Source organism: Leptospira harrisiae (assembly GCF_002811945.1).
GTDB lineage: Bacteria > Spirochaetota > Leptospiria > Leptospirales > Leptospiraceae > Leptospira_A > Leptospira_A harrisiae.
On record NZ_NPDX01000007.1, the window covers coordinates 99,164 to 125,731 of the forward strand.

The 26,568-nt window shown below is 38.2% G+C and carries 28 protein-coding genes and 1 pseudogene; 18 read left to right on the plus strand and 11 right to left on the minus strand.

Going from position 1 to position 26,568, the window contains the following annotated elements; genetic code table 11:
- Window positions 1–37: 37 nt before the first annotated feature.
- On the plus strand, window positions 38–985 hold the full coding sequence (locus CH364_RS17810; protein WP_100744143.1) for an MBL fold metallo-hydrolase: 948 nt from the start codon (window positions 38–40) through the stop codon (window positions 983–985).
- 61 nt (window positions 986–1,046) lie between these two features.
- On the opposite strand, the gene CH364_RS17815 is transcribed toward CH364_RS17810, so the two are convergent.
- Both CH364_RS17815 and CH364_RS17820 read right to left on the minus strand, forming a co-directional pair.
- The gene (locus CH364_RS17815) at window positions 1,047–2,081 is read right to left on the minus strand and encodes a hypothetical protein (protein ID WP_100744144.1); all 1,035 of its coding nucleotides are present in this window, start codon (window positions 2,079–2,081) and stop codon (window positions 1,047–1,049) included.
- A gap of 56 nt (window positions 2,082–2,137) precedes the next feature.
- Window positions 2,138–2,512: an LIC_13246 family protein gene (locus CH364_RS17820; protein ID WP_100744145.1), complete on the minus strand. Its 375-nt coding sequence runs from the start codon at window positions 2,510–2,512 to the stop codon at window positions 2,138–2,140.
- 78 nt (window positions 2,513–2,590) lie between these two features.
- Between CH364_RS17820 and CH364_RS17825 the strand changes: the two genes are divergently transcribed.
- From CH364_RS17825 to CH364_RS17835, 3 genes are all read left to right on the plus strand, one after another.
- Window positions 2,591–3,157 (plus strand): hypothetical protein, encoded by a 567-nt coding sequence (locus CH364_RS17825; protein WP_207762291.1) that lies wholly within the window; start codon window positions 2,591–2,593, stop codon window positions 3,155–3,157.
- Window positions 3,158–3,202: 45 nt separating this feature from the next.
- Complete coding sequence (locus CH364_RS17830) at window positions 3,203–4,414, plus strand: NADP-dependent isocitrate dehydrogenase (protein ID WP_100744147.1); 1,212 nt, start codon at window positions 3,203–3,205, stop codon at window positions 4,412–4,414.
- Between the two features lie 184 nt (window positions 4,415–4,598).
- Window positions 4,599–5,849: an adenylate/guanylate cyclase domain-containing protein gene (locus tag CH364_RS17835; RefSeq protein ID WP_100744148.1), complete on the plus strand. Its 1,251-nt coding sequence runs from the start codon at window positions 4,599–4,601 to the stop codon at window positions 5,847–5,849.
- 13 nt (window positions 5,850–5,862) lie between these two features.
- On the opposite strand, the gene CH364_RS17840 is transcribed toward CH364_RS17835, so the two are convergent.
- From CH364_RS17840 to CH364_RS17860, 5 genes are all read right to left on the minus strand, one after another.
- Window positions 5,863–6,582, minus strand: coding sequence for a glycosyltransferase (locus CH364_RS17840; protein ID WP_100744149.1), 720 nt, complete (start codon window positions 6,580–6,582; stop codon window positions 5,863–5,865).
- 104 nt (window positions 6,583–6,686) lie between these two features.
- Window positions 6,687–7,520 (minus strand): hypothetical protein, encoded by an 834-nt coding sequence (locus CH364_RS17845; protein WP_100744150.1) that lies wholly within the window; start codon window positions 7,518–7,520, stop codon window positions 6,687–6,689.
- Between the two features lie 125 nt (window positions 7,521–7,645).
- Complete coding sequence (locus tag CH364_RS17850; RefSeq protein WP_243401373.1) at window positions 7,646–8,452, minus strand: rhomboid family intramembrane serine protease; 807 nt, start codon at window positions 8,450–8,452, stop codon at window positions 7,646–7,648.
- Window positions 8,401–8,880, minus strand: coding sequence for a putative immunity protein (locus CH364_RS17855; RefSeq protein ID WP_100744152.1), 480 nt, complete (start codon window positions 8,878–8,880; stop codon window positions 8,401–8,403). Before CH364_RS17855 ends, CH364_RS17850 begins: the two co-directional genes overlap by 52 nt.
- A gap of 40 nt (window positions 8,881–8,920) precedes the next feature.
- Window positions 8,921–10,792 (minus strand): SLC5 family protein, encoded by a 1,872-nt coding sequence (locus CH364_RS17860; protein ID WP_100744153.1) that lies wholly within the window; start codon window positions 10,790–10,792, stop codon window positions 8,921–8,923.
- A 90-nt stretch (window positions 10,793–10,882) separates the two neighbouring features.
- Here CH364_RS17860 and CH364_RS17865 point away from each other — a divergent pair, with 90 nt between their 5' ends.
- The 3 genes from CH364_RS17865 (at window position 10,883) to CH364_RS17875 (ending at window position 14,224) form a co-directional block, all read left to right on the plus strand.
- Window positions 10,883–12,046: an LLM class flavin-dependent oxidoreductase gene (locus tag CH364_RS17865; RefSeq protein ID WP_100744761.1), complete on the plus strand. Its 1,164-nt coding sequence runs from the start codon at window positions 10,883–10,885 to the stop codon at window positions 12,044–12,046.
- On the plus strand, window positions 12,043–12,948 hold the full coding sequence (locus CH364_RS17870) for an aldo/keto reductase (protein ID WP_100744154.1): 906 nt from the start codon (window positions 12,043–12,045) through the stop codon (window positions 12,946–12,948). Before CH364_RS17865 ends, CH364_RS17870 begins: the two co-directional genes overlap by 4 nt.
- Before the next feature lie 181 nt (window positions 12,949–13,129).
- The gene (locus CH364_RS17875) at window positions 13,130–14,224 is read left to right on the plus strand and encodes a GAF domain-containing protein (protein WP_100744155.1); all 1,095 of its coding nucleotides are present in this window, start codon (window positions 13,130–13,132) and stop codon (window positions 14,222–14,224) included.
- A gap of 71 nt (window positions 14,225–14,295) precedes the next feature.
- Here the strand turns inward: CH364_RS17875 and CH364_RS17880 are convergent, their stop codons facing one another.
- Window positions 14,296–14,661, minus strand: coding sequence for a DUF4180 domain-containing protein (locus CH364_RS17880; RefSeq protein ID WP_100744156.1), 366 nt, complete (start codon window positions 14,659–14,661; stop codon window positions 14,296–14,298).
- Between the two features lie 218 nt (window positions 14,662–14,879).
- On the opposite strand from CH364_RS17880, the gene CH364_RS17885 reads away from it, so the two are divergent.
- From CH364_RS17885 to CH364_RS17895, 3 genes are all read left to right on the plus strand, one after another.
- Window positions 14,880–15,224: an ArsR/SmtB family transcription factor gene (locus tag CH364_RS17885; protein ID WP_100744762.1), complete on the plus strand. Its 345-nt coding sequence runs from the start codon at window positions 14,880–14,882 to the stop codon at window positions 15,222–15,224.
- Complete coding sequence (locus tag CH364_RS17890) at window positions 15,221–15,736, plus strand: SRPBCC family protein (RefSeq protein ID WP_100744157.1); 516 nt, start codon at window positions 15,221–15,223, stop codon at window positions 15,734–15,736. The genes CH364_RS17885 and CH364_RS17890 overlap by 4 nt, the downstream gene beginning before the upstream one ends.
- 192 nt (window positions 15,737–15,928) lie before the next feature.
- Window positions 15,929–16,297, plus strand: a complete 369-nt coding sequence (locus CH364_RS17895; RefSeq protein ID WP_125178696.1) for an acyl carrier protein — start codon at window positions 15,929–15,931, stop codon at window positions 16,295–16,297.
- Window positions 16,298–16,378: 81 nt separating this feature from the next.
- Here the strand turns inward: CH364_RS17895 and CH364_RS17900 are convergent.
- The 3 genes and pseudogenes from CH364_RS17900 to CH364_RS17910 form a co-directional block, all read right to left on the minus strand.
- Window positions 16,379–16,742: pseudogene (locus CH364_RS17900) on the minus strand (YiiX/YebB-like N1pC/P60 family cysteine hydrolase); the annotation flags it as partial.
- Window positions 16,743–16,771: 29 nt separating this feature from the next.
- A complete protein-coding gene (locus CH364_RS17905) occupies window positions 16,772–17,476 on the minus strand; it encodes an SDR family NAD(P)-dependent oxidoreductase (RefSeq protein WP_100744159.1) in 705 nt (234 codons plus the stop codon).
- A 57-nt stretch (window positions 17,477–17,533) separates the two neighbouring features.
- On the minus strand, window positions 17,534–18,607 hold the full coding sequence (locus CH364_RS17910) for an alpha/beta hydrolase (protein ID WP_100787880.1): 1,074 nt from the start codon (window positions 18,605–18,607) through the stop codon (window positions 17,534–17,536).
- 59 nt (window positions 18,608–18,666) lie between these two features.
- Between CH364_RS17910 and CH364_RS17915 the strand changes: the two genes are divergently transcribed.
- The 8 genes from CH364_RS17915 (at window position 18,667) to CH364_RS17950 (ending at window position 26,531) form a co-directional block, all read left to right on the plus strand.
- Window positions 18,667–19,833, plus strand: a complete 1,167-nt coding sequence (locus tag CH364_RS17915) for an acyl-CoA dehydrogenase family protein (protein WP_004785316.1) — start codon at window positions 18,667–18,669, stop codon at window positions 19,831–19,833.
- Between the two features lie 246 nt (window positions 19,834–20,079).
- Window positions 20,080–20,553, plus strand: coding sequence for a GNAT family N-acetyltransferase (locus CH364_RS17920; RefSeq protein ID WP_100744161.1), 474 nt, complete (start codon window positions 20,080–20,082; stop codon window positions 20,551–20,553).
- Window positions 20,554–20,730: 177 nt separating this feature from the next.
- A complete protein-coding gene (locus CH364_RS17925; protein ID WP_243401375.1) occupies window positions 20,731–21,606 on the plus strand; it encodes a YHYH protein in 876 nt (291 codons plus the stop codon).
- 170 nt (window positions 21,607–21,776) lie between these two features.
- Window positions 21,777–22,199 carry a toxin-antitoxin system YwqK family antitoxin gene (locus CH364_RS17930; protein WP_244280426.1) on the plus strand — a complete coding sequence of 141 codons (423 nt, stop codon included), beginning with the start codon at window positions 21,777–21,779 and terminating at the stop codon, window positions 22,197–22,199.
- Entirely contained in the window at window positions 22,196–22,906 is a 711-nt protein-coding gene (locus CH364_RS17935) for an SCO family protein (protein WP_100744163.1), read from the plus strand. Before CH364_RS17930 ends, CH364_RS17935 begins: the two co-directional genes overlap by 4 nt.
- Before the next feature lie 102 nt (window positions 22,907–23,008).
- Window positions 23,009–24,820 carry a PAS domain S-box protein gene (locus CH364_RS17940; protein WP_100744164.1) on the plus strand — a complete coding sequence of 604 codons (1,812 nt, stop codon included), beginning with the start codon at window positions 23,009–23,011 and terminating at the stop codon, window positions 24,818–24,820.
- A gap of 63 nt (window positions 24,821–24,883) precedes the next feature.
- Window positions 24,884–25,471: a DUF6962 family protein gene (locus CH364_RS17945; protein ID WP_100744165.1), complete on the plus strand. Its 588-nt coding sequence runs from the start codon at window positions 24,884–24,886 to the stop codon at window positions 25,469–25,471.
- A gap of 40 nt (window positions 25,472–25,511) precedes the next feature.
- The gene (locus CH364_RS17950; RefSeq protein ID WP_100744166.1) at window positions 25,512–26,531 is read left to right on the plus strand and encodes a sensor domain-containing diguanylate cyclase; all 1,020 of its coding nucleotides are present in this window, start codon (window positions 25,512–25,514) and stop codon (window positions 26,529–26,531) included.
- Window positions 26,532–26,568 lie beyond the last annotated feature (37 nt).

The following is a 26,568-nucleotide window of genomic DNA, read 5'->3' on the forward strand; positions in this document are numbered from 1 at the left end:
CCGATGATGTATTGTCAGGATTTTTAAAAGGAAATAGATGAAAATAACTCTTTTTGGTGTTCGAGGTTCTCTCCCCACACCGATTTCTAAACCGGAACAACGGGAGAAAACTTTAAAGATTCTTCAAATGGCCAAAGAAGAGTGGCAAAAGGATCCAACTTCTTTTTCGGAAGAGGAGTTTTTAAACCATTTGCCCATCCCACTTTCCCAAGATTTGGGAGGGAACACAACTTGTGTATTCATCGAAGGGGATGGGGGTGAAAAAGTAATTTTAGATATGGGGACGGGACTTCGAGTTCTCGGCAACCAAATGGCTCCTCAGGCATTTAGTGGTGAAGATATGGACATCCATATCTTAGTTTCCCATACACATTGGGATCATATCCAAGGTTGGCCTTTTTTTAAACCTGGTTATTCACCTTCTTGTAATATTCACTTTTACTCATGTATTGAGAATTTGGAAGAACGACTAGTTCGCCAACAACACCCAGAAAACTTTCCTGTGACTTTGCAACAAATGGCATCCAAAAAACATTTTCATCTTTGGAAAGAGTTTGAGTCCTATATGTTAGGTGGTCTAAAGATCATTCCATTTGGGCTACGCCATCCTGGATCATGCACTGGATATAGGATTCGTGAAGGAAATAAAATTTTCTTATTTTGTACCGATGTAGAATACCGGGAAGAAGATCGTGAACATTTACTCAAAATGAAACCTCAAATTGCTGGAGCTGACCTCATCATCATTGATGCGCAGTATAGCACGGCGGAGGCAGAAAAAAAATTAGGTTGGGGACACACAGCTGTTAGTAAAGCAGTGGAGTTTGCGGAGATGATGGAAATTCGATCTGTTGTTCTCACTCATCATGAACCGGATCACACAGACCATGAAGTGGCCCGGATCATTTTAGATGAAGCAAGGTTAATCAAACCGGGTGGAATGCAGGTTCATATTGCTCATGAGGGACAAAAGTTCATTCTTTAATTGTTTAAATGAACATTATAATCTTTAATACATAGATTTCGTCTATATTCGTTTTTAGAGTTCATTCATTGATCAAATAATTGGAATGGTAACCTTTTGCTTCCCCGGACCAAACCGGACAATCTAATTTCAGATCTGCATACCAATGGATTTGGTATGGTTTGGCAAAGAATAGTTGGATGAAAAATCGTAAAAACGAAGAAATATTTTCTAAAGCACTCATCGCTGCAATGGCGCGAGTTCGTTTGACAAGAAGGGTACATTTACCTTCGTTAAAATATAAAACCTCTGTTTTTGGGATCGTATAACCAGAAGTAGGTTCTTTTTCCCAATCCAAAACTTCGGCACGTTCCACTGTTCCTTCTAAAACAAGATGGCCAGAATTGTCGAGAACGGCGACTCGGCGAAAAAAAGCACCAGGAAAGTCAGCATTCCCAACAAAACCACCGGTAAAAATTCTATACCCGTCTTTTGTAATGGAACGAACCAGTTCCCATTTTTTGGAGTATTGGTAAACAGGTTCATTGGAGAGGATATGTTCCAAACCACCAACTCCTTTGATTTCTTCTGTGGTTTCTTTGTACCGAATGGTGCCCGTGACTTGGGAATAGGAAAAAGGGATGTCTGCTTGGACAAATTTTCCTTCTTCTTTCAAAGGATACCTTCCTTTTGAAATGGGAACAGAACCACGTCTTGGTTTATAATCTAATTTGATTTCCCAATCCCCATAGTTCATATAGAAAGAATAAATTCCGTTTTTATATTCCATCCAATTTTCCCCACTCCTTTGGTAGAACTGGCCTTTTTTGAATTCATATTCATCAGAATCAAATTCTCGAGTGGAATAAAAAACTGGTTGGTCTTTTGGTTTTAATAAAAGCGATATACCGTTGTTATGTGATCCCGGTCCAAAATTACTGACAAGGAAGGTGGCAAAAAGATTGTATTTTTCATTTCGAAAAGTAAAGTTCCATGCCTGTAGATACCCTTCATCAGGGAAATGTTGGGTTTTAAAGTCTTGAGCAAATGAATTTTCTGTCGGAAGCAGGGCAATCAATAAGCCAATCCAAACCATTCGAAAGAATTGCCGAAACACCGGCAAATCCTAACGGGAGTTTGGAAAAGAATCAAGATTTTTCTTGGGGATTTCCTTTAAATGATAAGGGTACTTGGGAGTGTTAAGGCAAACAAATCACTCAGACAAACGAGCGAAAAGACGGGATGTTCTGTATTGCCTATTTGTTTTAACCTTTCTCTTTCTTCTGCAATTCCGTCGATATGGATCCAGGTTTCTATTTGTTCTTCCGGCAAAATCCTACAAGCCACTTGGTATTCAAAAGGTCCAAGTTTAGAAAAAAAGATTTGTACAGATTCAGGTGTGGAATCGGCCAGAGAGCGACGAAAAGCAAATTGTTTGGATTTCGTTTCTCCTCGCATTTCATAATAATGATTCAGAATTCTTAAGATATGTAAAAATTCTTCTTTTTTTGTCACAAGCTCACGCCACAGGACTTCGGTTTCTTTCATACTTTTCGGGGTGGAAGAACTTTGACTTTGGTTCTTAAAAAAGGATTCTCACTTGAAAAATACTTTCCCCTATCCAAGATGAACGAAACAGGCATGGTCACAGAGATATTAGAAATATTCTGGAAAGAGAAACTCCGGTTTGCCCAATACTGTTTTGATGAATTGGCTTCCTTTGATGCGAAGACCTTTGTAGATAAAAGGACCAGCGGGAAATCGGCGGAATGGACTCTCCATCAGATGATTTCTTACGATCGCAATTTTAGTTTTTTCCTTCCTCTTTCATTACGAATCAGTGGTTTTTTCTTTTTTACTGTCTTCAAGGACCAAGACATTGAAAAGGATTTAGAAGCCATTCGGGACCGGTACAGACCACCGGCATTTCCAGCCCATTTCTGGGAAATACAGATCACAAAGGCAACGGATCTTAAAATCAAAGCAACAGACCCACTGGTTAAAGAACAATGTGAAACTTGGAAAGAGATTCTTGTCCAATTGGAAGCAAAACTTTCTCTCATTTCCGAACGAGATGCTTATAGAAAAAGATATACATCTCTTACGGGAATTCATACCATTTCAGGAGCGATCAATAATTCTACTGAGTTTTGTCACTACCTGTGGAATTTACATATGGTAATTCCAACATAAACGTTTTTATGCGAATCAAAAATTGAATGAGTTTAGGAGAAATCAATGGGAAAAATTAAAGTAAAAACACCGCTTGTTGAGTTAGACGGCGATGAAATGACAAGAATTATCTGGAAAGAAATTAAAGATCGTTTCATCTACCCTTATTTAGACATCACTTTGGAATACTATGACTTAGGTGTTGAATACCGCGACAAAACAGATGACCAAGTCACTGTAGATTCTGCTAACGCGATCAAAAAACACGGTGTAGGTGTTAAATGTGCAACCATCACTCCAAACGCAGACCGTGTGAAAGAATACAACCTAAAACAAGAATGGAAATCACCTAACGGAACCATTCGTGCTATCCTTGATGGAACTGTTTTCCGTAAACCTATCATCATTAAAAACATCCCAGCCGCTGTTAACTCTTGGAAAAAACCAATTGCGATTGGAAGACATGCTTACGGTGATATTTACCGTGACGTAGAAATCCTTGTTGATGGCCCAGGAAAAGTAGAACTCGTTTATACTGATGCTTCTGGAAAAGAAAAACAAAGATTACTTGTAAACGATTTTAAAGCTCCTGGTGTTGCTCTTGCGATGCACAACTTAGATGAATCCATTAAGTCTTTTGCGAAGGCATGTTTCACTTACGCTATATCTGAAAAAATCAGCATCTGGTTTGCAACAAAAGATACGATCTCTAAAAAATACCATGCTCGTTTCCGTGATATCTTTGATCAAATGGCAAAAGAACAAGAAGCTGCGATGAAAGCTGCTGGTATTACTTATAGTTACTACCTCATTGATGATGCGGTTGCGCAAATCATGAAAAACGAAGGTGGACAACTTTGGGCGATGATGAACTACGACGGTGACGTTATGAGTGATATGGTTGCTTCCGGTTTTGGTTCCCTTGGTCTTATGACTTCTGTTCTCGTATCTCCAGACGGAAAATACGAGTATGAAGCAGCTCATGGAACAGTGACTCGCCATTACCGTAAATACCAAAAAGGAGAAACCACTTCTACAAACTCAGTGGCTTCTATTTTTGCTTGGACGGGAGCTCTTGCAAAACGTGGAGAACTAGATGGAACTCCAGAACTTGTAAACTTTGCAGTGAAATTGGAAGAAGCAATCATCGAAACCATCGAAGGTGGTGAGATGACAAAAGACTTACTTTCTCTTTCTACAGCAGCTACCAAAAAAGAATTGGATACTTTCCAATTTATGGAAGCTGTACAAAAACGTTTAGATGCGAAACTAAAATAAGTTTTGTATCATTCATACCCTGTCCTATGGCAGGGTATGATGTTTTCACTATCTTTCTATTTCCTTCCCTTTTTTCCACGTATCTCTTAATTCAAATATTTCCTTGCAATTGTTCAGGTTGGTTGTATATTCAATCTTCTTAATACAGAAGACAATATGTGAACTTTGGAAGTCAAATAGGAAAATGATCGCTGAATTTATAGAATGGTATACGAATGAATCACCGGGACTGAAATCTTCTGTCGAACTTTTTGATAAAGGGATTGGTTATTTACAAAATCAAGGGTTTCAAATCGTAAGAGTCAATATGGGAACACGTACGCTCCACCCGCAAGTGGAATCTTTGTCCTATACTTGGGTTCCTAAAGGAAAATTACAATATTTTGATGAATCCACAACGCCTTTGTTACATTCAAGATCAACTATAGAATCTGAAAATGGATACCTTCGTGAAGTGCGATTTCGATTGGGATCTTTGCAGACCTCTCAATTTGCGGTAAGTCCTGTACAGTATGTGATGTCTACAAAAAAGCCTTATTACTTTGGTTTTGCGGAAAATCAGGAAGACAGACGTCCTTATCCAATCCTCGACGATTTGGCACCGTTAGGTGCTACTGGTTATTTTGCGGTACCCATATTGCAAAAAGGGGTTAGTTATGCTTTTTTAAGTTTAGTGACTGACAAACCAAATGGTTGGTCTAACGAAGAACAAATTTTTTTAAACCAGGTATTAAAAATACTCTCCTTACAATGGATGAACTTCATCCAAAATGAATTAACGGAATCATTACTAAGTATCTACTTAGGTAAACGAACCGGCTCTACTGTGTACTCTGGAAAAATTTATTTGGGTGAGCTTGACAAAATCAAATCTGTGATTTGGTTTTCTGATATCAGGAATTACTCAGGTATGAGTGAAAAATTATCACCTTCGGAAATTATACAGTTATTAAATGATTATTTTGGACTAGCAATCCCACTCATCGAAGCTCATGGAGGAGAAGTACTAAAATTATTGGGAGATGGAATTTTGGCAGTATTTCCCTATACAGAAATCAATAAAACTTTTGTTGGTAAAAAAGTACTTCTCGCTGTTAGAAAGTTAGGTGAACGTTTATCACAACACAATCAATTGAGAGAAAATGAAGAAAAACTCCCCATACATCATGGAGTTGGTTTGCATTCTGGGGAAATCCTTTATGGAAACATTGGTTCCACAGAACGATTGGATTTTACAGTCATTGGAGAGGCGGTCAACTTAACGAGTCGCATTGCTGGTATGTGTGGGGAACTGGGGAAAGCGGTTTTGGCATCAGAAAGTTTAGCAGAACAAATTCCTGTTCGTTGGGAAGAATTAGGGGAACACAAATTAAAAGGAATTAGTAATCCCAAAAAAATATTTGCGATTTCTGAACGTGTGAAGAAAAAAATATAAAATTTTTATTTGTTTAATGAATGTTTCGATACTTCCAAACAGAAAATACAACTAGAAAGGAATCCTTTAAAAAACTAAACTTTGATCCAGGGATATCCTGCCAATCAAGAGGAATTTCAACAATTTTAAACCCGTTTCTGATCAATAAAACTAATAATTGAGTGTCCCATAACCAGCGTAAGTCGGAAATTTTATGAATTACTTGTAAATATGCAGATTTTTTAAAAATTTTGCATCCACACTGCGGATCATACATTTGAATTCGAAAGATAAAAGAAAAGTAAAACGAAAAAATTCGATTTGTAACGTGTCGATAAAAAGACTTTTTTACATTTCTTCCCATCATGATAATTCGTGAACCTGCAAGTAAATCAATCTCAGGATGAAGGTTTATATGATTCCACGTGCGGAACACTTCCTCGGCTGGAGTGGCGCCATCGGCATCCACAAAACCAAAATAATTTCCTTTTGCAACCTTTAGTCCAAATTGGATGGCTCCACCTTTTCCTACATTGGTTTCATATCGTAATAATTGGATTTGAGGATTGGAAAGTAGATGGTTGATTTTCTGTTTTAAAATTTCGAATTCAGCAAGCGGAGTTCCATCATCTACCACCAAAAAATCTACAGACTTAGAACCTTTAAATGTTTTTAAAAGAGATTCTAAAAATTTTGGGAGTCGCTCCGATTCACGGTAACATGGGATGACGAGACTGAGATGATTTTTAGCCATGCGAACAGTTGGAACGGATTTCCTGATTCCCTTCATGCAGTGGAATATATGGATAAAGGGAAATCAAGTAAATTACTAAGTCAATAAATTCTAAGTTAAATTCTTTATCGAACAATGACCCATTTGTCATTCATCCAACTTAAATAAAGAGGGATGGAAGTTCCTTTTTTGGAAGTAATGATGGGTTCGCCTTTATGATCCGTGACACTTAGGATTTGGTTGTTACACAGTAAGGTAAATTTGATGTTCTTAGTATCAAATTTCCAACTCGACCCAATGGCTTTTGTCATATCATTTATGGATTTGAGTTCATCTGCTTCTACATACGGATAATAACGAACTTCTGAAGTGTCTTGTGCACGAAATTGGATCATTGAAAGTATTTTTTTAGGATCCTTTGTGTTTAAAATTTTAGTAAATTCGGAAGCAAACTCAAGTGCCGAAGATTCTTTTTCTTTTGTGAGAGAAATAGATTCTGCTTGGTTCCATAACTTACTTGGTGGATCAAAAGGTGGATCAAATTCTAACTCAGTCCATTCTCCTAAGTTGGCTTGTGTTTGGTCCGGCCACTGAAAGTGTTTTAGAAGAATTCCTTCGTCAGGGAATTGTCCTTTTTGGCCTAACATAAGTTTGACTTCTGCTTTTTTTGATAGACCTTCTTTTTCTTTGCCTTTTCTTTCTGTGAGCCGAATTTTGATTTTGTTTTTTCCTGGGATGATCCAGTAATTGATGTCTGCTTGCCCAGAGGAATCATCATTGGAAGATCCGTCTCGAACATCGTATCCGTTTGCGCTGATTTCTAAATTGACTGAATAGTTTTTGTAAGTGATGATATAATAACCTTCTTTGGGAAGTCCGAGAGAATTTGGATTTACTTCGCCAAAAATAGGCTGAATGCAGAGGGACAAAACAAGAAAAAGGAACAAGATTCTTTGCATTTACGTTCTCCAACCGTTAGGTATCGGAGGAATCTAATCAATAGAAAAGAATTGTCGATGAGAAATTAAATGACTGAATCTTTTTTAAAAGATTTTAGAAATTAAAATCAATCGAAAGGATAAAGTTATAGAAATTTTTTTCCATGGCGATCGAAAAAGAAATTTGTATTACAAGTCGAACAGTGCAACCTACCATATTTTTTGGCCGGGATTGGTTTACTGCAAGAAGGACAAAGGACAGTTTTATTGATAAAAGTCGATAGACGAATGTTATGTTCCAGTCGATCTAAAAATTTATATCGGATAAAGATTTGGGCGATGATAATTCCCATTAAAAAGGAGATTACTTGTCCGCCATAAACACTCCGCACTTGGTTGTGTAATTCAACAATATAGAAATAGGATTGGATGAGAATCCAAATACTGAGACTGATAAAGATTGGTATATCACGGAAGGTGGCTTTTTCAAACACCATCGTACTTTTTACATTAGGAAAAAAAACAAAGTACATCCCAAGGATTCCTGATATGACCCCAGAAGTTCCGATCACTGGAATGATAGAGTTCACATGAAATATAAAATAAGTTAGGTTCGCTAGAATTCCAAAAAATAGAAAGAGAAGGAAAAAATAAAAATGTCCGACTACATCTTCTATATTGTCAGCAAACATATATAGATAAACTGCGTTGGTAAACCATTCAGAAAAGGAAGAGTTAAAGAAAAAGGAAACAAATAAACTGAACCCAAACTCTTTTTTTGGTGTGAATGCATAAGACCCCGGATCATCAAAAAATAAAGTCAACATAGTAAGCAAAATAAACCCAAGGGTTAGGATTGGTTTTTTAAAATTATGATTTGCTTTTTCGAATACAAACATTGTTAGCTGGCCTTGGACTCTGCCAATAATTGTAATAAATGATTGTATTGCCAATCTCTTTCTTTTTGGACAGAATGATCAGGATCTAGATTTTCGTTTGCTCTAAAGACGGCTTGCACTGAATAATTAGCAGCACCTATGGCATGGGTTTTTACATGGGCGGTGGCGACAGCTTGCCCGGCTGCCCGAGCCACAGACTTTTCTGGATGATCCATCTCGATCTTTCTTGCTGTAGCATGGGAATCCAAAGCAGCCTTTCGCACCACGGCCATGCTAAACTTCCCTGTCTTGATCCATTCTTTTAATACATTTAGGGCTTCTTTGGGATGCTGATCCTTGCAATCGGAATTCTCAAAATAGAAAAACACTCGTTCCACACAATCTAGCGCCCACCGAGCTGATGTTTTGTGGTCAGTCCTGGAGAGTAAATCCATAATTCGACTGTCTTTAGTTGCAATGCTAAATTTAGATTTTTTAGCCATGTTCCCATCGTATCCGATCGATCTGTCTTTTAAAACGATTTTAAAACCAGAGGTAAAACAAAAATGTAAAACCTAGGAGGATTCCATACAACCATTCATCTCGTTTTCGAAACAAGGTGGTTAAATTTTGATTCATTGATCTTTTTCCAATCGTAATAGCGATAGAAAAAATCAAAAAAAGTAGAAATCCGGAAATCGATATATATAATTTGAATTCGGGAGTTTGGATTCTTGTGGCAATCAAGACAAAAAATAGAAAGAAAAATAGAATCCAATACTTAGTTTTTGATTGCAGAAAAGTTGGTTGGGTAAAAGTCCCATCAGATATTTTTAAAGGCTCTAGTCGTTCTATTTTTTGATCCGTAGTATGGTTCTTTTTTTTGTTTTGGAGATAGGCCGCTAAACTCAAAGTTACAATGGCAAAATGGAAACTAAAAAAGACTCTATGTAGAAAATTGAGTTCTTCACCAAATGTTTGTTTTATGAAAAAAGGCGCGAAGTGCGAATAAAGAACTGGCGATAAAAAAGAAAAAATCGGTGTGAGAAGAATGGTGATACAAATCATTCGACTACTAATTTTGAAATTCAAAATTCCTAATAAAAAAACAACCAGCAAAGCAGGGGTAAAATGAGAACTTTGGTTGGAAAGTTCGATAAAGAAATTTTTCTTAGAATTCGGATCTACAAAGAGTATCGCAAGAACCGTAACTAATACGGAAAATACTAGAAGAAAGATGCGGCCTGCCTTCATTTCTTCTTCATCGATCAGTTTTTTACCCAATCTTTGCTGAAACGGTTTATAAAAATCAATCGTGAATAGAGTGGCTGCAGAATGTAACATAGAGTCAATACTAGAAAAAATCGCACCAAGGAGTCCAGCAAGGATCACACCGATTAGTCCATATCCAAACGGAACTACAAATACAACTAACTTGGAAAAGGCTTCGTCTGGAGCGATGTTTGCCGTTTCTCCAAGAGTTGTCCAAATTTGATATGCAGCCACTCCGGTAAGGATAGAGAAAAAAGGAACTGTTAGTTTGAGAAGTCCACCCACTAGGATTCCAAGCCGTGCTTCTCTCAATGATTTGCCACCTAATGTGCGCTGCACGACGTATTGGTTGGTATTCCAATAAAAAATATGTAATAGGAATAGTCCACTTAGAGCCCCAGTCCAAGGAAGGGTGGGGTGGTTCGGAGGCAGATACAAATTCATTTTGCTCAGTCCATCCGTCCTACTTTCTTCCTTTGCAAGTAATTCAAAAATTCCTCCCACTTCTGGTCTAGTGATGGAGAGGTAAGCAAGGAGTAATCCTGAGGCTAAAATTAGAAAAGTTTGAATGACGTCGGTGTAAACCACTGACTTCAGACCACCAAACCATGTATAGATGGTTGATGTAAAGGCAATCCAAATAACAACTTCTGTATAAGTAATTTGGATTCCCGTATCTTTGATAAAAGGGAGAAAACTACGGGCACCAATGTACAGTGCCCCTGTAAGTTGGATGGTGATTAAGATGAGTGAGATTCCCGAATAAATCCGTCCGGCAGCGAGACCAAATTTGCTCTGTAAAAATTGGGAGAGGGTATAGAATTTTTTTCTTCGAAACAGAGGAAGGAATACAAAGGCCAAAAGAACTATGGCCGGGATGGATCCAAATTCATAATGGCTTTGGGCAAACCCAACAGAAAATCCAATCCCAAGCATTCCAACCAAATGGTTGGCCGAAATATTGGTTCCAAATAAGGATCCTGCAATCCCCCACCAGGGAAGGCTCCTTCCACCAAGAAAGTAATCAGAAGAGGAAGATTCTTTTCGGCCAGCGTACATTCCCACTCCCAAAACGAGAACAAAAGTAAGCCCGAAAAAAAGGATGTCGATCGCCGCTATCATAACAGATAATTGATTCGCCATATTGGATATTTTCCGAAATTATGGCAAGCGATAGATTTTCGGGAATTCTCTCTTGTCTTTGCCCGGGATTTATCTTCCAGTAGAAAAACAATGAATCCGATCCCGAAAGCACCCACCATTCGATCCGAACATCCTGCCGTAGAAGTATCTTGGTTTTGTGACCTTTGCAATGGAGATTATGAATATTTAGGATTACCGGATGGTTCCTTACGCTCTAGTTTCGAACATTGTTCGGATATCATTCGTTTGGCGGACGAACTTGGGTACCAAAACATTCTATTACCCTCATCTTACCAAACTGGGCAAGATACTTTGACCTTTGCTGCGGCTGCATCACAATTCACAAAAAAAATTTCCCTCCTAACTGCGATTCGGTGTGGTGAAGTCCATCCGCCCATGCTTGCAAGGACATTGTCCACATTGGATCATATGTTAAAGGGAAGACTCAATATCAATATTATCTCTTCGGACCTTCCAGGAACCCAAAGGGATTCCAAAACGAGATATGAAATTTCGAAAGAAGTCATTCAAATTTTGCAACAAGGTTGGACAAGGGACCGAATCCAGTTTGAAGGAAAACACTATCAGTTTGATCTCCCATCAGATCCTGTAAAGTCCTACCAACAAAACGGTGGGCCTTTATTGTATTTCGGCGGGATATCTCCCGATGCACGTGCACTATGTGCCGAGTTCTGCGATGTATTTTTAATGTGGCCTGAAACAGAAGAAAGATTGGCTGATACAATGAATGATTTGAGTCTTCGTGCAGCTTCTTTCGGAAGGAAAATTGATTTTGGGCTTCGTATCCATTTGATTGTAAGAGATACAGAAAAAGAAGCAAAAGATGCCGCAAAACAATTGTTATCAAAAATTGACGTAGAAAGAGCAAATGATATCAAACACCGAGCATTGGATTCTAATTCCGCGGGAGTGCTTCGTCAAGATGACTTGCGAAAGTCTGCCGATGCCGATTTATTTATCGAACCACTGGTATGGTCAGGGATTGGTCTTGCTCGTTCTGGATGTGGATCGGCCATTGTGGGAACCCCAGAACAAGTGTATGAAAAAATCCAAAGATACATCAAAATGGGAATTCGTGCTTTTGTATTTTCTGGTTATCCATTGATGGAAGAATCCAAACTATTTGCAAAATCAGTGCTTCCGAATTTACAAACGATCAACTTTGCAGAAGCGCAAAATCGGAAACCCAAAGGGATTCCTGTCACACCACTCACAACTGGAGAGAGAAAATGAAAGTTTTCCAAATTGAATTTCCAAAACACAAATTTTCAATCTCAAGATTAGTGTATGGAATTTGGAGGTTACATGAAGACAAAGAAGGTAACTCGCCAGAAAGAATTTTAAAAAAAATAGAAACCTGTCTCAGTCTTGGGATTGATACCTTTGATCACGCAGACATTTACGGTGGTTTTGAAAATGAAGAATTGTTTGGTAGAGCCTTAAATCAAAACACTTCCATCAAATCAAAAATCAAAATCATTACGAAGTGCGGAATCCAAGTTCCGGGATCTAAATTTTCCACCAAACATTATAATACTTCCAAAGAACATATCCGATACTCCGTCGAACGTTCGTTACGAAAGTTGCAAGTGGATCATTTGGATGTGGTTCTTGTCCACAGACCTGATCCTTTAATGAATCCTTATGAACTAGCGAAAATATTTGAATCACTTATAAGTGAAGGAAAGGTAAACCATTTTGGAGTTTCGAATTTTACTCCTTCCCAATTCCAAATGTTACAAACTGCTTACAAGAAACCTCTTTTTACAAACCAAGTAGAATTTCATCCGTTTCACACAGAATCATTGTTTGATGGGACTTTTGACCAGGCCTTAGAACATAAAACCCATCCGATGATTTGGTCACCAACAGGTGGGGGCCGGATCTTTTCACCAAAGTCGGAAAGGGAAGTGGTCACAGTGGCTAAACTAAAAGAAATTGCAAAAGAACATGGGTGTAGTTTGGATCAAGTCCTTTATTCATGGTATCTCAACCATCCTGCGGGACTTGTTCCCATTTTGGGAACGAATGATCCAGGACGAATCCAATCGGCAGCCGAATGTTTTTCTTATCCTCTCTCACGAGTGGAATGGTTTTCTATTTTAGAAGTGGCCCGTGGTAAGGAAGTCGCGTGATGGATATATGAAGAATGGAAATCGAATCTAACCTCTAAAATGACAGGATTTCCTCTGTAAGTGATTTGACGAATTGAGAAAGATATTGATCGCTATATTGGATAAAAATCCCGTATAGCGGATTTAGGTTCTCGCTTGTCTTAGAGGTTTTGGTGGGATGGGAGGAGAGAGGTGGTTTGTTATGCTTTCTGAATTGGCTCCCAACGATTATTTTTCTGGAATTTCTTTAACAGCAGACCTGGCTGATGATTTACATTCTTTTGGATCGGGCCTTCCTTCTGAACATGTCTGGAACCGCACCGTAGAAACTATTGCGAGGATTCCTGAAATCATAACCACATGGATTTTGGAATATCTTCCTGAATCACAAAACTTTCGTTTGCTGGCTCTACACAGTCATTCTGACTTTTATATCCCTGATCTTGTTTCTAAATACTCTGTTCCTTGCCATCATGTCGCGGATTCCAATATGATTTTTGAAATGAATCTAGTAGGTGATGAATCTTTTTTTCGACCTCTCATTGAAACTCTTCCCGAGAAAACATCTGCGATGTATTTGGGATATCCCATTCGATCGGATATTGGTACTGTGATTGGAGTGATTGGAATGGTAGTAGAAGATAAGTTCAAACATAAATTTAAGAATCTAAAACTCATTGATGTGATTGCAGACCAATTGAGCCAAGAATTGATTCGATTCAAAAATGAAAATTTGATTTCACAAACCCTAAATACTGCTTCCTTTGTGAAACATTCATTGGCAGAATTGTTTCGACTTCTCTCTACTAAATCTAGTGACCTAACAACAATTTGCCGAAATTATTTACAAACGGGAATTAAACTTTTTGGGTTACCGCTGGGACTCATAACATCCAAAATTGGAGAAAATTGGGAATATAGCCTTGTAGAAGGAAATGTACATGGGATTTTCGAGGGACAAAGGTTTTCCAAAGAAGAATCCCAATTCTCGGCCCAGAACTTTTCTGGCTCGGCCAAAATTGAAAATGAAATTTCAGAGAATTCAGTTCCAAGAGTAAGAGATCATTTACTGGAACTCGGTGTTTCTTGTCTTATGGAGTTTCCGCTTATAGTGCATAACCAAACCATCGGGGTTTTGGGTTTTTATGGATTTAAGGATCAAAAAATTGAATCAATAGAATTAACCCAAAGAGTTTTTGAACTGATGGGGATAGGTCTTTCCAATACAATCGAAAAACATAATATCGATTTATTATCGAAGATTGTTTTTTTGGAAAAGGAAAATCCAACAGCATAGATTTGGTTTTAAAACCCAGTTTTGTTTTGGTAAAAGACAATCAAACAAAACCTGGTTAGAATTCATTCCTATTAAATATTGACTAAACGTTCGATTGCTTCCTCTTCTGAATTCAGAAAAAAAACATCTGTCCCTGAATTCATTTCATAGATAAAATCACTTAGGCTTTTGCTAGCATAGATAGAAAAATCACCTACGATTGCCAGTTTCATCCGATAGTTGACTATTTTTTGTAATACTTCACCAGCAATTCCTGTTTTTAGTTCAAAGAAGTCCGAAACAAAATGTGATTGTTTCATTACAAAACGATCACATCCCGAATCATATTGGATGGTGGCAAAAAAGTCTAGTGCTGAAGAACCGTCTTTGATCAGCGTTTCTTCTGAATCAACAATGGCGATTTCTATATTGTTTTTATTAAATTTACGAACGTTCATTGGTTACTTTGCCGGTTATTATTCGAGACTTTTTTATTTCATTTAATAAGAATTCTTTTTTTAGACAGATTGGAAATTAGATTTCAACCAAATCCTCACCGCAGTAATCCTGAAATCCAAAAAAACACCTTAGTATGGCCGTACTTTTTGATTTCTTTTCAAAAATAGATTTGACTTTTATTGTATATATAGCTAGTTTTTTATATAACCAATTAGTTATGCAAACACTTGATGCCACATTTTCAGCCCTCGCTGACCCCACTCGTAGGGCCATTCTCATGCGCCTCGCGAAAGGTGATCTAACGGTCATGGAACTTGCCAAACCCTTTCGAATGAGCCAACCCGCCATTTCCAAACACCTTAAAGTTCTGGAAGAGGCAGGACTTGTTTCTACGACCATCCGAGCCCAAGAGAGGCCCCGTAGGTTGGAAACAGCGCCGTTAAAAACGGCAATTGATTGGATCGAAAAATATCGGCAAATGTGGGAAAAAAGATATCAAGCGTTAGATGGACTACTTTTAGAATTACAAACAATACAAACCAAAGGAGATAAGAAAAAATGACAACAAACAAAAATGAAGTAAAGTTAGAACGTCGAGGAGAAACAGAGGTTGTGTTTACACGATACTTCGACGCACCACGAGAATTGGTTTTTGACTGTCATACCAAACCTGAGTTAATGAAAAAGTGGCTGATTGGGCCTGAAGGTATGGTGCTAGAAACCTGTGAACAAGATTTGAAAGTAGGTGGCAAATATTTGTATCTCTATTCGGACCAAAAAGGAAACAAATCAGGTGTATACGGAACCTTTCGAGAGGTAGTAGTTCCTGAAAAGTTAGCCAATACCGAAAATTATATTATGGAAATGGCAACCTTCGACCCGAAGGCTCCTGAAGATCCTAATGCCACATTCGAATCGCGAACATTTACAAAAGAAGGCGCTAGGACACTGATGACTCATCTCTGCCGTTATGCGTCACCTGATATTTGTAAGATGATGGTGGAATCCGGTGCCGCAGATGGAATGGCAGAATGTTATTTGGAGTTAGATAAGTTACTCGGAAAGATTGGGTAAGAACCAGAGTTTAGTTACCGAAAAACAAGGTGTTTGCAAGACCTTGTTTCGTTCTTCATAAAAAAATATTTCAATCATTCAAAAACTACTATTTTCTAAAAGTAAATGAAATAACTAAAAAACAAAATAAGTTTATAAATTAAAATGATAATTTATGTAACAATTCTAATTGTAGTTTTTTACTTTATTGGTATGTTTCTTTTCAAGAAACGTCGCTATGATTCCTCATTTAATCTTGTTTTTAAGGAAAGAGTAACACTTACTAAGAATCAATTTTTCCAAACATTTTACGATGACAAAATTCCTGAATTTATAGTGATTGAAACTTTAAGTATTTTGGAGGAATTGTTGCCGTTTGATACAAGTAAACTTTATCCGGATGATTCTTTCAAAGGGAATCTAAATTTTTTATGGAAATATACAGATGAATTTACTGATATTGAAATCATCGAAAGGTTGGAAAATAATTTCAAAATAGAAATTAGTAATGAAGAAGCTGAAAACATAAATTCTTTTGACGACATTGTCAAACTTGTCACAAAAAAATTAAACCACTCCTAACAGGGAATTTACATGTCACTCTCTCACTGTAATCAATTCTTTTGACTGGAACATGTCAATTGGTGAAATGACATGTTTCGCTGACCACTCAAAATAAAGATCATAATGTTTACCGAGAAGAGAGTTTCCATAATCTTTCATTTTGCGAACGGTTTCAGGATTTAAGACTTGTTTTGAATTGTGAATGCGTTTGATCACATACTGATCCTTTGTTCCTCTGTGTAATAAAAGAATTTAAGTCTGTTAATTTTACCGGTTCAACGGCTTCTAAAACTTTATAAGTATTCCCATATTTGAAAATAATTCCGACATGTGTGTATCTAGATTTTGTTGCTAATTTAATGGCCGTTGCTTGTTCAGAGAGTGATTCATGGAAGATAATATCACCTTCCTCTAGTTTGGAAATACCAATCGGTTTTGCAAAACTATTTGAATCGAATGTGATGGAATAAAAAGAAAACCGGAATTCCCCACCTACCAACTTATCTCTTTTTTATCCCTAAAGAATTTTCCTGTAGGTCCACCATCAGGTAATGTTGCTGCCCAAACGATAGTCTCTGCCCCTTTTTCCACAGGCCTTGTGGCACTGGCCCCGCCCATATCGGTTTTTACCCAACCAGGACATACCGAATTGATTTTAATATTTTTACCAACGGCTTCAGCACTTGCAACATTGGTAAGGGCATTGATGGCTGTTTTAGAAATACGGTATGCGGGATACCCACTGCCCATTTCGGAGAGTTGTCCCATCCCAGAACTAACATTCACTATGCGACCAAAATCATTTTGAATCATCATAGGTAGAAATGTTTGGATCAAACGAAGGGGACCGTAAAGATTCACAAGAAGGGTTCTATGAAGATCTTCGCTTGTAGTATCAAAAAAAGAACCAGGATCGGCAAAGATACCGGCATTGTTCACAAGGATATCGAGTTTTCCAAAACTGCCTGTGATGGTATCTAGAGCCGCACTGATACTTTGTTCTTTCGAAACATCCAGAGAAAGGATTTCTCCTTTTCCGACAGCCTTCACTGCCGTTAAAGTATCTTCGGCCTCTCCTGGATTTCTGGCACCAATCAGAACATAGATTCCTTGTTTTGCCAGATCGACGGAGACTTGTTTTCCAATCCCTCGGTTGGCTCCTGTGACCAGTGCAATGCGTTCCTTGGATGTTTTCATAGAAATCAAATCTCCTTTAGTAGTTTTTCAAACCTACTGCTCTACTATAGACTGTTTTTACTTGGCCTTAGATAGTTCTGTAAGCCATTTTTCGGTTTGTGCTTCAATAAAGGCTTTGTCTGTGATCACCCACTTCGACATAAGAACGTGCATTCCATTTTCCACGACCACCTTACGATTGAGTGGACTTGGAGTTTTATCTAATCCAAAGTTAGTATAACCTTCTAACATCTTTGGGACACTCGCTGTTGGATCTTGTTCTTTTTCATTTTTATAGTAGTACAAGAGTAAGGCGGGTGAAGTTACCTTACGAAAGACAGAAGGAACCGCAGCATAGTTTTTTAAATCATTCACACCCACAAGAGCTGAAAAGTATTGTTCTGGATACCAAAAGTTATTTCGTTCTGGTAATACTTTGGGATTATTATTGTGGGAGGATGATCTAACTTTTCCTTTTAGTAAATGAATGAAAGTGAGTCCACCAGGGTAATTTAGAATATTCAAACTTCCATCCACAGGTGCATAAAACGGATTCGCTAAAACGAGCCCATCTACTTCTTCGGGATATTCGGAAGCAAGCCAAGTAGCAAGAAGGCCTCCCATCGAACTTCCAAACACAATCACGCGATCTCCTTGAGATTGCATCATGTATAAAGCTTCACGAGAAGCATCTAAGTAGTTGTTAAAATTTTGATCTCTTTGGTCTTCTTTGTTCGTTCCATGACCCGGCAATCGAAGTAAGTAAGTATTGGCTTTAAATTTTTTAGCCAGTTTTTCCATCACTTCTTCACCTTCCGCACGAGAGGCACCAAATCCATGGATGTATAAAAATGCCAGTGGAGTTTTTTTACCAAAACTGATATAACGTTCTTCGTTTCCCGGTCTATGGTTTTTACGTTTACTCTCGGCTAACTTCTCTTGGAAGTAAACTTCAAAGTTCGCATAACTTAGATTTGCTTTTGGTTCATACTTGGGACGACCCGCACAGGAAACTAATACAAAGGAAACGGTGATAAGGAAAACAGCAGACAGCTGTCGAAGGTTGTGGAATAAAGAACACGATTTAGCCATACAAATGGAAAATATTACATTGGATTTGCTTTCTTGTAAAGAGAGAAAAACCCTTGGCATAGGAAGGGTCGTACGAAAAAAGGTAGTAAATACCCCATTCTCATAAGGAACATCCCGGAATGTATAGCCAATTCACAGAGCAACAACTTGAAATCAGAGATTTAGTTCGTAACTTCGTAAAAAAAGAAATCCCACATGAAGTCGCATTGCACTGGGATGAGAAAAACCAACACCCAACTGAACTCATCAATAAAATGCGTTCGGAACTTGGAATTAACGGTCTTGTCATTCCAGAAGAATACGGTGGATGGGGACTTGGTGCGATAGAACAGTGTTTGGCCATCGAGGAACTTTCTCGTGGATGCCTTGGAATCGCATTAGGATTTGCTTACACTGGTCTTGGAATCCTTCCAATTCTTAAAGGTGCGACTCACGAACAAAAATTAAAATGGCTTCCTGAAATTGCGGACGGTAAGTTCGGAGTTTCTTTCTGTTTGTCTGAGCCTGGTGCTGGTTCTGACGTTCCTGGTATGACCACTCGCGCTGAGAAAAAAGGCGACAAATGGATCATCAACGGTGCAAAACAATGGATCACTGGTGCCTCTGATGCCCAAGCCTTTACTGTATTTGCTTATACTGATAAAAACCGCGGAACACGTGGAGTCTCTTGTTTCTACGTTCCACGTAACGCAAAAGGTTTAACTGTTGGTAAAAAAGAAGATAAACTCGGAATTAGAGCATCTTCCACACACCAAGTTATTTTTGAAGATTGTGAAGTCGGTGAAGACGCACTCGTAGGAAAAGAAAACCTAGGTTTCGTTTACGCTCTTCAAACTTTGAATGCTTCTCGTCCGTTCGTAGCGGTGATGGGAGTGGGTGTAGCGCAAGCAGCACTTGACCACGCAGCTCGTTACGCTCGTGAGAGAGAACAGTTCGGTGTTAAAATCGGAACTTTCCAAGCAGTACAACACATGTTAGCTGATATGTCTATTAAAGTAGAAACTGCAAGAGAAATCACTTACAAAGCAGCTCGTCTTTCTGATGCAAACGATCCTAACCTTCCAAAATACTCTGCAATTGCAAAAGCATACGCTTCTGAATGTGCGGTTCAGTGTGCTACTGATGCAGTTCAAATTTTTGGTGGATACGGATACACGAAAGAGTATCCAGTTGAGAAGTTAATGAGAGATTCAAAAATCCTCACAATCTTTGAAGGAACCACTCAAATCCAAAAGAACGAAATTGCAGCTTACGTAATCAAAGAAGCAGCTTCTAAAAAAGACTAATTCGATTTTTAGAATCGAATGGTTAGAGAGAACCCTCTGGCAAGTTTGTCAGGGGGTTTTTTTATTTTGGGAGAGGATTTGGGGTTTGGTGGGGTACAGGATTGGATGTACGTATCCCCACCCTGATTGGGTGGGGTGTGACCACCCGCCACCCAATAACTTCCCTATACAACATCCTCCCATTTCTCACTACCTAAAAAATGTATTTGCAAATTTTAATATAAGGAAGTTCATCTTTCTACATCCATGAATCAAAATTTCACAATCCGAGTGGTCGATTCCCTAGATCATCCCAAAGCCAGTCTTTGTTTGCACCATCTATGGGAAGAAATCCAAAATCGATATGGATTCCAAGCGCCGAATCCCATGGACTTCCAAGATTTTTTGCCACCTCTGGGAAGGTTTTTCCTCGCCGAACATTCCGTAACGGGTGAAGTGATGGGATCGGCCGCATATTCAAAGTTCAGTGATACGCAGTGTGAGTTGGATGCGGTTTATGTATTTGCAAAGTTTCGAAAAAACAATGTCGCAAGATCTTTGTTAAATGACTTAGAAAAACAAGCACAAACCGACCATTATTCTTCCTTGATCTTACGAGCTGGTGCCCCACAACCAGAGGCATTAACTTTATATAAAAACTTTGGATTCAAAGAAATTCCCGCTTTTGGTAAATGGATAACAGATCCCACTGCTATCTGTTTTGAGAAAATAATAATCTGAGCGATTTATACTTCGGGATTCTCAGATTTTCTATTAAAAACGTTCTTTGCTAAGTAGAAATATTTGCGGATAATTCCCTAGTGTATCCACTCGATTGTTATCAAGTTGTTTTATCGAAAAACCTAATCGCTTAAAAATAAACTTTACATACGAATTTTTGTTCCTATGTTTTTCCCTATGTTTAAAAAAACACTCTCACTTATCTTCGCTCTCTTCTTTGCAATTCAATGTGCTGGTGACAAAAAAGAAACAGATGTAACTTCCTTAGCACTGCTTGGTCTACTTAGCAGTTCTTCCTCAGGATATACAGGAACTTGTACAACAACCTTCGGTGCCGGAGTTCCTTCTTGGATCCAAACAAGTTTTACATGTGTGACTGTGTCTGTCAGTGGATCTAATTATGTTTTTAAATTTAACTCACTGCCAACATACAAAAGTATTTATTGGGGTTCCTCTAGTGCAGGGTATGAATCGACGATGTATGTGAATTCGGGTCAAGCAAATGCGAAAAACCCCAATTTAATTAAATCTCAAAACTATACTTTGACAGTTCCAGCCGATAATACAAATACTTCTGCTCCGTCTTCTGGATTTGGTATGATTGGAGTTTCAACTAATGGAATTGCTATTTATAATGACCAAGCCGCACCCGGTGATTCTTTGTCGACTGAGTATTATACATTCGATTCTTCGCAAGGACACCCTACGAATACGGGATCTTATCATTATCACGTGGAACCTCCAAAAATTTCCAATAACGACAGCAAACTAGTAGGTATCGCTCAAGACGGTTATTTGATTTTTGGAAAAAAACATGATTCGACCACAGCGGGTTTAACTACTGGTTTTACTTTAGGTGGAGCCACTAGTAGTACACAGTGTACGGGTGGTGGATTAACTACTGCTGTGCCAACCACTTGGGCTGGAGCAACCGATTACAATAATCAAAAAACAGCTGGATCAGCTCGTCATTACCATGTGAATAATGGTTCCGAGGTAAACGGAATTCTACTTTCCGGAAAACTCATTGGATCCGGTGGATCAGCAAACTAAATTCCAAAATTAAAATCATGGAATTGGTAAAACGAAGTCAAATTTTCCTTTATTTGGTTCTTCTCACCTCTTTTGTTCATTGCGGAGAGGTGGTGATGGATAATGATCCAGACTTGAGTCTTGGATTGGAAAGTATCTATTACTATAAGGGCCAAAAATTTTCTGGAAAAATGAAATCAATCCATCCAAACGGAACCATTCGTATGACATCTTTTAGGGACGGCCTGGAAGATGGACCAACCGTTGATATCTATGCAAACGGTCAATTGGGTGCAGAGTATTTTTACAAACAAGGGAAACGCACTGGCACTCATCGAGGTTGGTATGAAAACGGCAAAGCCAGATTCCAGTTTTCATATGAGAATGATTTAGCGGAAGGTGACCATTGGGAATGGCACGAAGACGGAACTGTCTATCGGTTTGCCAAATTTAAAAATGGGACCAACATTGGAACAAAAGTTTGGCGAAAAGACGGTAAAATATATTCCAATTATTCATATACTCCTGAGCGGTTGTATGGAGTGATTGGCTCCAAACTTTGTTTTAAACTCAAAGGTGATGAGACAAATAAAAAAACAGTTATCAATCCATGATCAAATTGATTCGATTTAATTTTCTATTTTTCATAATCAGCATACAATTATTCTCTTGTGGTTGGTTCCAACGCGAAGATGGAGAAAAAGATTCTAAAATAACTTTTTTTGATACGCCTAAAAAAGATTCACTACCTTATTTTCGTGGTCGCGATTTAGAAGCATTTTGGGTGGATAAAGGCCAAACACCAAATTCTGCAAGAAAGGTAGATCCTTTTGTATTTCAAAACCAACTCAGTCAAAATATCGATGAATCACATTTTAAAGGAAAAATAACAGTCGTATCATTTTTCTTTGCTAGGTGCCATGGGATTTGCCCAAATATCATCCGAAATTTGAAATTTGTTCAATCGGAGATTACCAAATCTCAAAACATTCAGATTGTTTCTTATTCTGTTACCCCTGATTTGGATACTCCGCCTGAATTAAAAAAATTTGCAGAGGAAAAGGGGATTTATGCTAAGTATTGGAGTTTGTTAACTGGAGATAGAGAAAAAATCTTCGAAATTGCTCGTAATACATTCCAAGCGGATACAAATACAACTAACAAAAATCCAACGAAGGACTTCGTTCACTCAGAACAAATTTTTTTAATAGATCCCAATTTAAATTTTCGAGGAGTCTATAATGGAAACCGGAGTGAATCGATAAAAACCATGCTTAACGACATGAAATTGTTAGTTGGAGAATTTGCGGCAAATCCATAGGAAATCATTAGGTTGATTTTTTAATTTTTCTATAAAAAAAGGGCTGACTTCGTTTTCTCACTCTGACAAAATCATACTTCTGTTTTATGGGGGTGGCTCTTTGTGAAAAAGAAGAAAAACGACAATCTAATCCCTCCTTCCACCGTAAAAGCAGAAGGCAAAAAACAAGAACTCATCCTAAGACAAATGGAAACCCTAGGAAAACTGGGGCACTGGGAAGTCGATTTTGTAGGCCAAACCTTACATTGGTCAGAAGGAGTGTTTCACATTTTAGAAATGGATCCTTCTTCCATGCCTGTCGACCTAGAGACTGGATATCAATTTGTACATCCAGAAGACAGAGACATTGCTACCCAACATATGAAAGAGGTTTTGGAAAAAGGAATTCGTTACGATTTGGAATGTAGACTGATTACCACAACGGGAAAAGTCAAATTTGTTCATTCTCTTGCGGAAGTGGTTCGAAATGAAAAAAATGAACCCCAACAAATCGTAGGAATTTTTCAAGATGTCACCGAACAAAGAGAAGCATATCAAACTTTGCTCGCGCAAGAATTAAGACTTAGCACAATCCTTCAATCTGAACCAGAATGTGTGAAAGTAGTTTCACCAGATGGAATTCTTGTAGAGATGAATCCTGCAGGATTACAAATGATCGAAGCAAATTGTCCAGAAGATGCCATCGGACAAAAAGTTGAAAAATTAGTAAACCCTGCAGATTTAAAATTTTATCAAACAATTCATAACAATGCTCTGCAAGGAATTAAGTCGAGTACTCGATTTCGAATCATCGGGTTTAAAGGCACGGAACGATGGTTGGAAAGTACGGCGGTTCCTTTAGAAAACCAAACTGGAGAAATCATTTCTGTTCTTAGTGTCACAAGAGATATATCTGAAAAAGTCATCGCTGAAGAAAAATTAATTCGGATCAAACGAAACCAAGATGCCCTGATCAATAGTACATCTGATTTGATTTGGTCTTTAGATTCTAACTTTTGTTTAATAGCTGCAAATAAATCATTTTTAGATGTGATGGGATTTCTTCGTGGATCAATTGCAAAAGAAGGAGATTCCGTTCTTATCATGAGCCAAGGTGAAGCCTTTTATGAAAAATGGAAAGGATATTATGAAAGAGGTCTTTCCGGTGAGTCATTCAAAACTTATGAAAGGTTCATTAGTCCGATCACAGGACAGGAAGAACATAGAGAAGTATTTTTTAATCCTATCCGTAATGCTGAAAATATAATCACAGGTCTAGCTTGCTTTTCAAAAGACATCACCGATTTGATGGCAAAACGAATGGAACTCGTTGCTAGCGAAAAAAGATATAGAGCTCTTGTAGAAAATGGGGTTGATGTCATCGCGATTCTTAGCACGGAAGGGAAAGCTAAATATGTATCTCCTTCCATAACAAAAGTTCTGGGTTATTCGGAATCAGATGCCATGCATATGAACTTATTCGATTTTTTACATCATGATGATGTATCCAAAATTTCCAAACGATTGGAAGAGGTTCGTAATATACCTATTGGAAGTTCCCTCCCTAGTTATAATTTTAGAATCAAACATCGAGATGGATCTTGGCGGTGGGTTGAGTCTACAATTACCAACTTAATCGAGGATGAATCCATTGGTGGAATTGTTGATAATTTTCATGATGTGACAGAACGAGTGTTCCAAATTACTGCCATCCAAACGCAAAACGAAAAACTAAAGGCCATTGCTTGGACCCAGTCACATGTAGTAAGGAATCCTCTGGCTCGGATTATGGGTCTTGTTGATTTAATCAAAATGGGGACTTTGTCTATAGAGGAAGAACGTAGGAGTTTGGACCATTTGCTTGAATCAGCAAAGGAATTGGACAATATCATTCAGGACATCGTACTCAAATCCCAACGTGTCATTGTTCCTTAAATTAATTCTTCTGAAGCTTTAATTTATCTTGTATTTTGTACTCAATTCGTTCTAATTCGTGCCATGGTTTTCTCAACTTTTCTTTCAGACTTAATTCTTTCCTTAGTTTCTTTGGCGATGGCCTACAGGTTCGTCGGAAAGTCTTCCATTCCTTCTCGTTCCGCTTTGTATGGATTTGCAATCATTGGAATTTCTGCTGGTCTTGGTTCGATCCATTTTCTAGGGATCAATACACTGGATTCTATCTATCGTTTTTTTGTGGGTTTGTCAGGTTGTGTGGGTGTTCCTCTTTTGGGACTCGCCTTTTTCCACTTCACTTTTCGTTCTCTATCGGAAAAAACTTTTTTCCTCTTCATAGCTGTCGCATTTCTTCTTTACCTAGCATTTTCTTATCTCTACCCACTGGGCATTTACTCGACAGTCGTTGGTGGAATTGCCATGTTTATCATTCTTATTAGTTCACTAGTTCGTTTCCCTAGAAAATCAAATGCAGCGATTATGGGAATCATTGGTTCTGTTTTATTTATTGTTGCTGGTCTTGTGATTGGTACGAAAGGATCAACAGGGCCTATCCTGAACGTTGATATCTTCCATATCTTACTTGCGATCGCCAATTATTGTATCGCAGAGGGAATTCGCAAATTAAGCTAGATTAAAATAGAGGAGAATAAAAAATCTTTCCTAAGTATCTATGGAAAGCTCCTCTTCTGATTCAACATTAGAAAGAATACTCAAACTCCAAACAGAGTTAACGGCTGCTAAACCAGAAGTTCCTTATTTATTAGATCTCATCACTCTCCGGGCCAAAGAAATTACTGGCTCTGAAGGTGCTGTTTTCGAACTTGTGGAAGGCGATGATTTGGTTTACCGTGCGGCCAGTGGCAAAGCTGAAAAACAAATTGGACTAAGACTACCAATGAAAGGTAGTTTTTCTGGTCTCAGCCTCCAATCAAGATCCACTTTATATTGTGTTGATTCCGAAGAGGATGATCGTGTCAACCGCGAGGCTTGCCGTGTTGTGGGACTTCGGTCTATGATTGTTCTTCCTTTATACTTTGACACTGAAGTATTAGGTGTGTTAAAAGTTTATAGTTCTAAAGTTGGGTTTTATTCATCTAACGATACTTATGTGCTCAATATGTTATCTGGCACAATGGCAGCAGTTTTACACAACGCATATCGTTGGGCGGAAAAAGAAAAAAAGCTTCAATCAATGGCATATTTGGCAAGCCATGATACACTCACTGGTATTCACAACCGTTCTGCATTTTATGATAGTTTAAGAAAGGGTCTCACTCAAATTACAAACGATGGATCCTCGTTAACGGTTGCTTTATTTGATTTGGATGGACTCAAAAAAATAAATGATGCTTACGGGCATGCGGCAGGAGATTTTTATATTGTTCAGTTTGCTCAACGACTTTCACGTCTCATCCAAAACCAAGATATTTTGGCAAGGCTCGGAGGAGATGAATTCGGTTTGATCCTCATCCATAAGGAATCCAAAGAATCCATTTTATACCGGTTGGAACAGACCAGAAACATGGTGGAAGTAGAAATTCAATTCGAAACGACCAAACTCCAAATCAAATCCAGTATAGGCATTTCCTTTTCTTCCGATGACGGATATGAACCTGAAACATTGGTGGCGGTAGCGGATAGCCGTATGTACGAAAACAAAAGGGCGCGAAAAAAAGGAGAAAATTCCTAAAGGATTCTTTCGTCTCTGGGTTTGAGTTTTTGTCTAA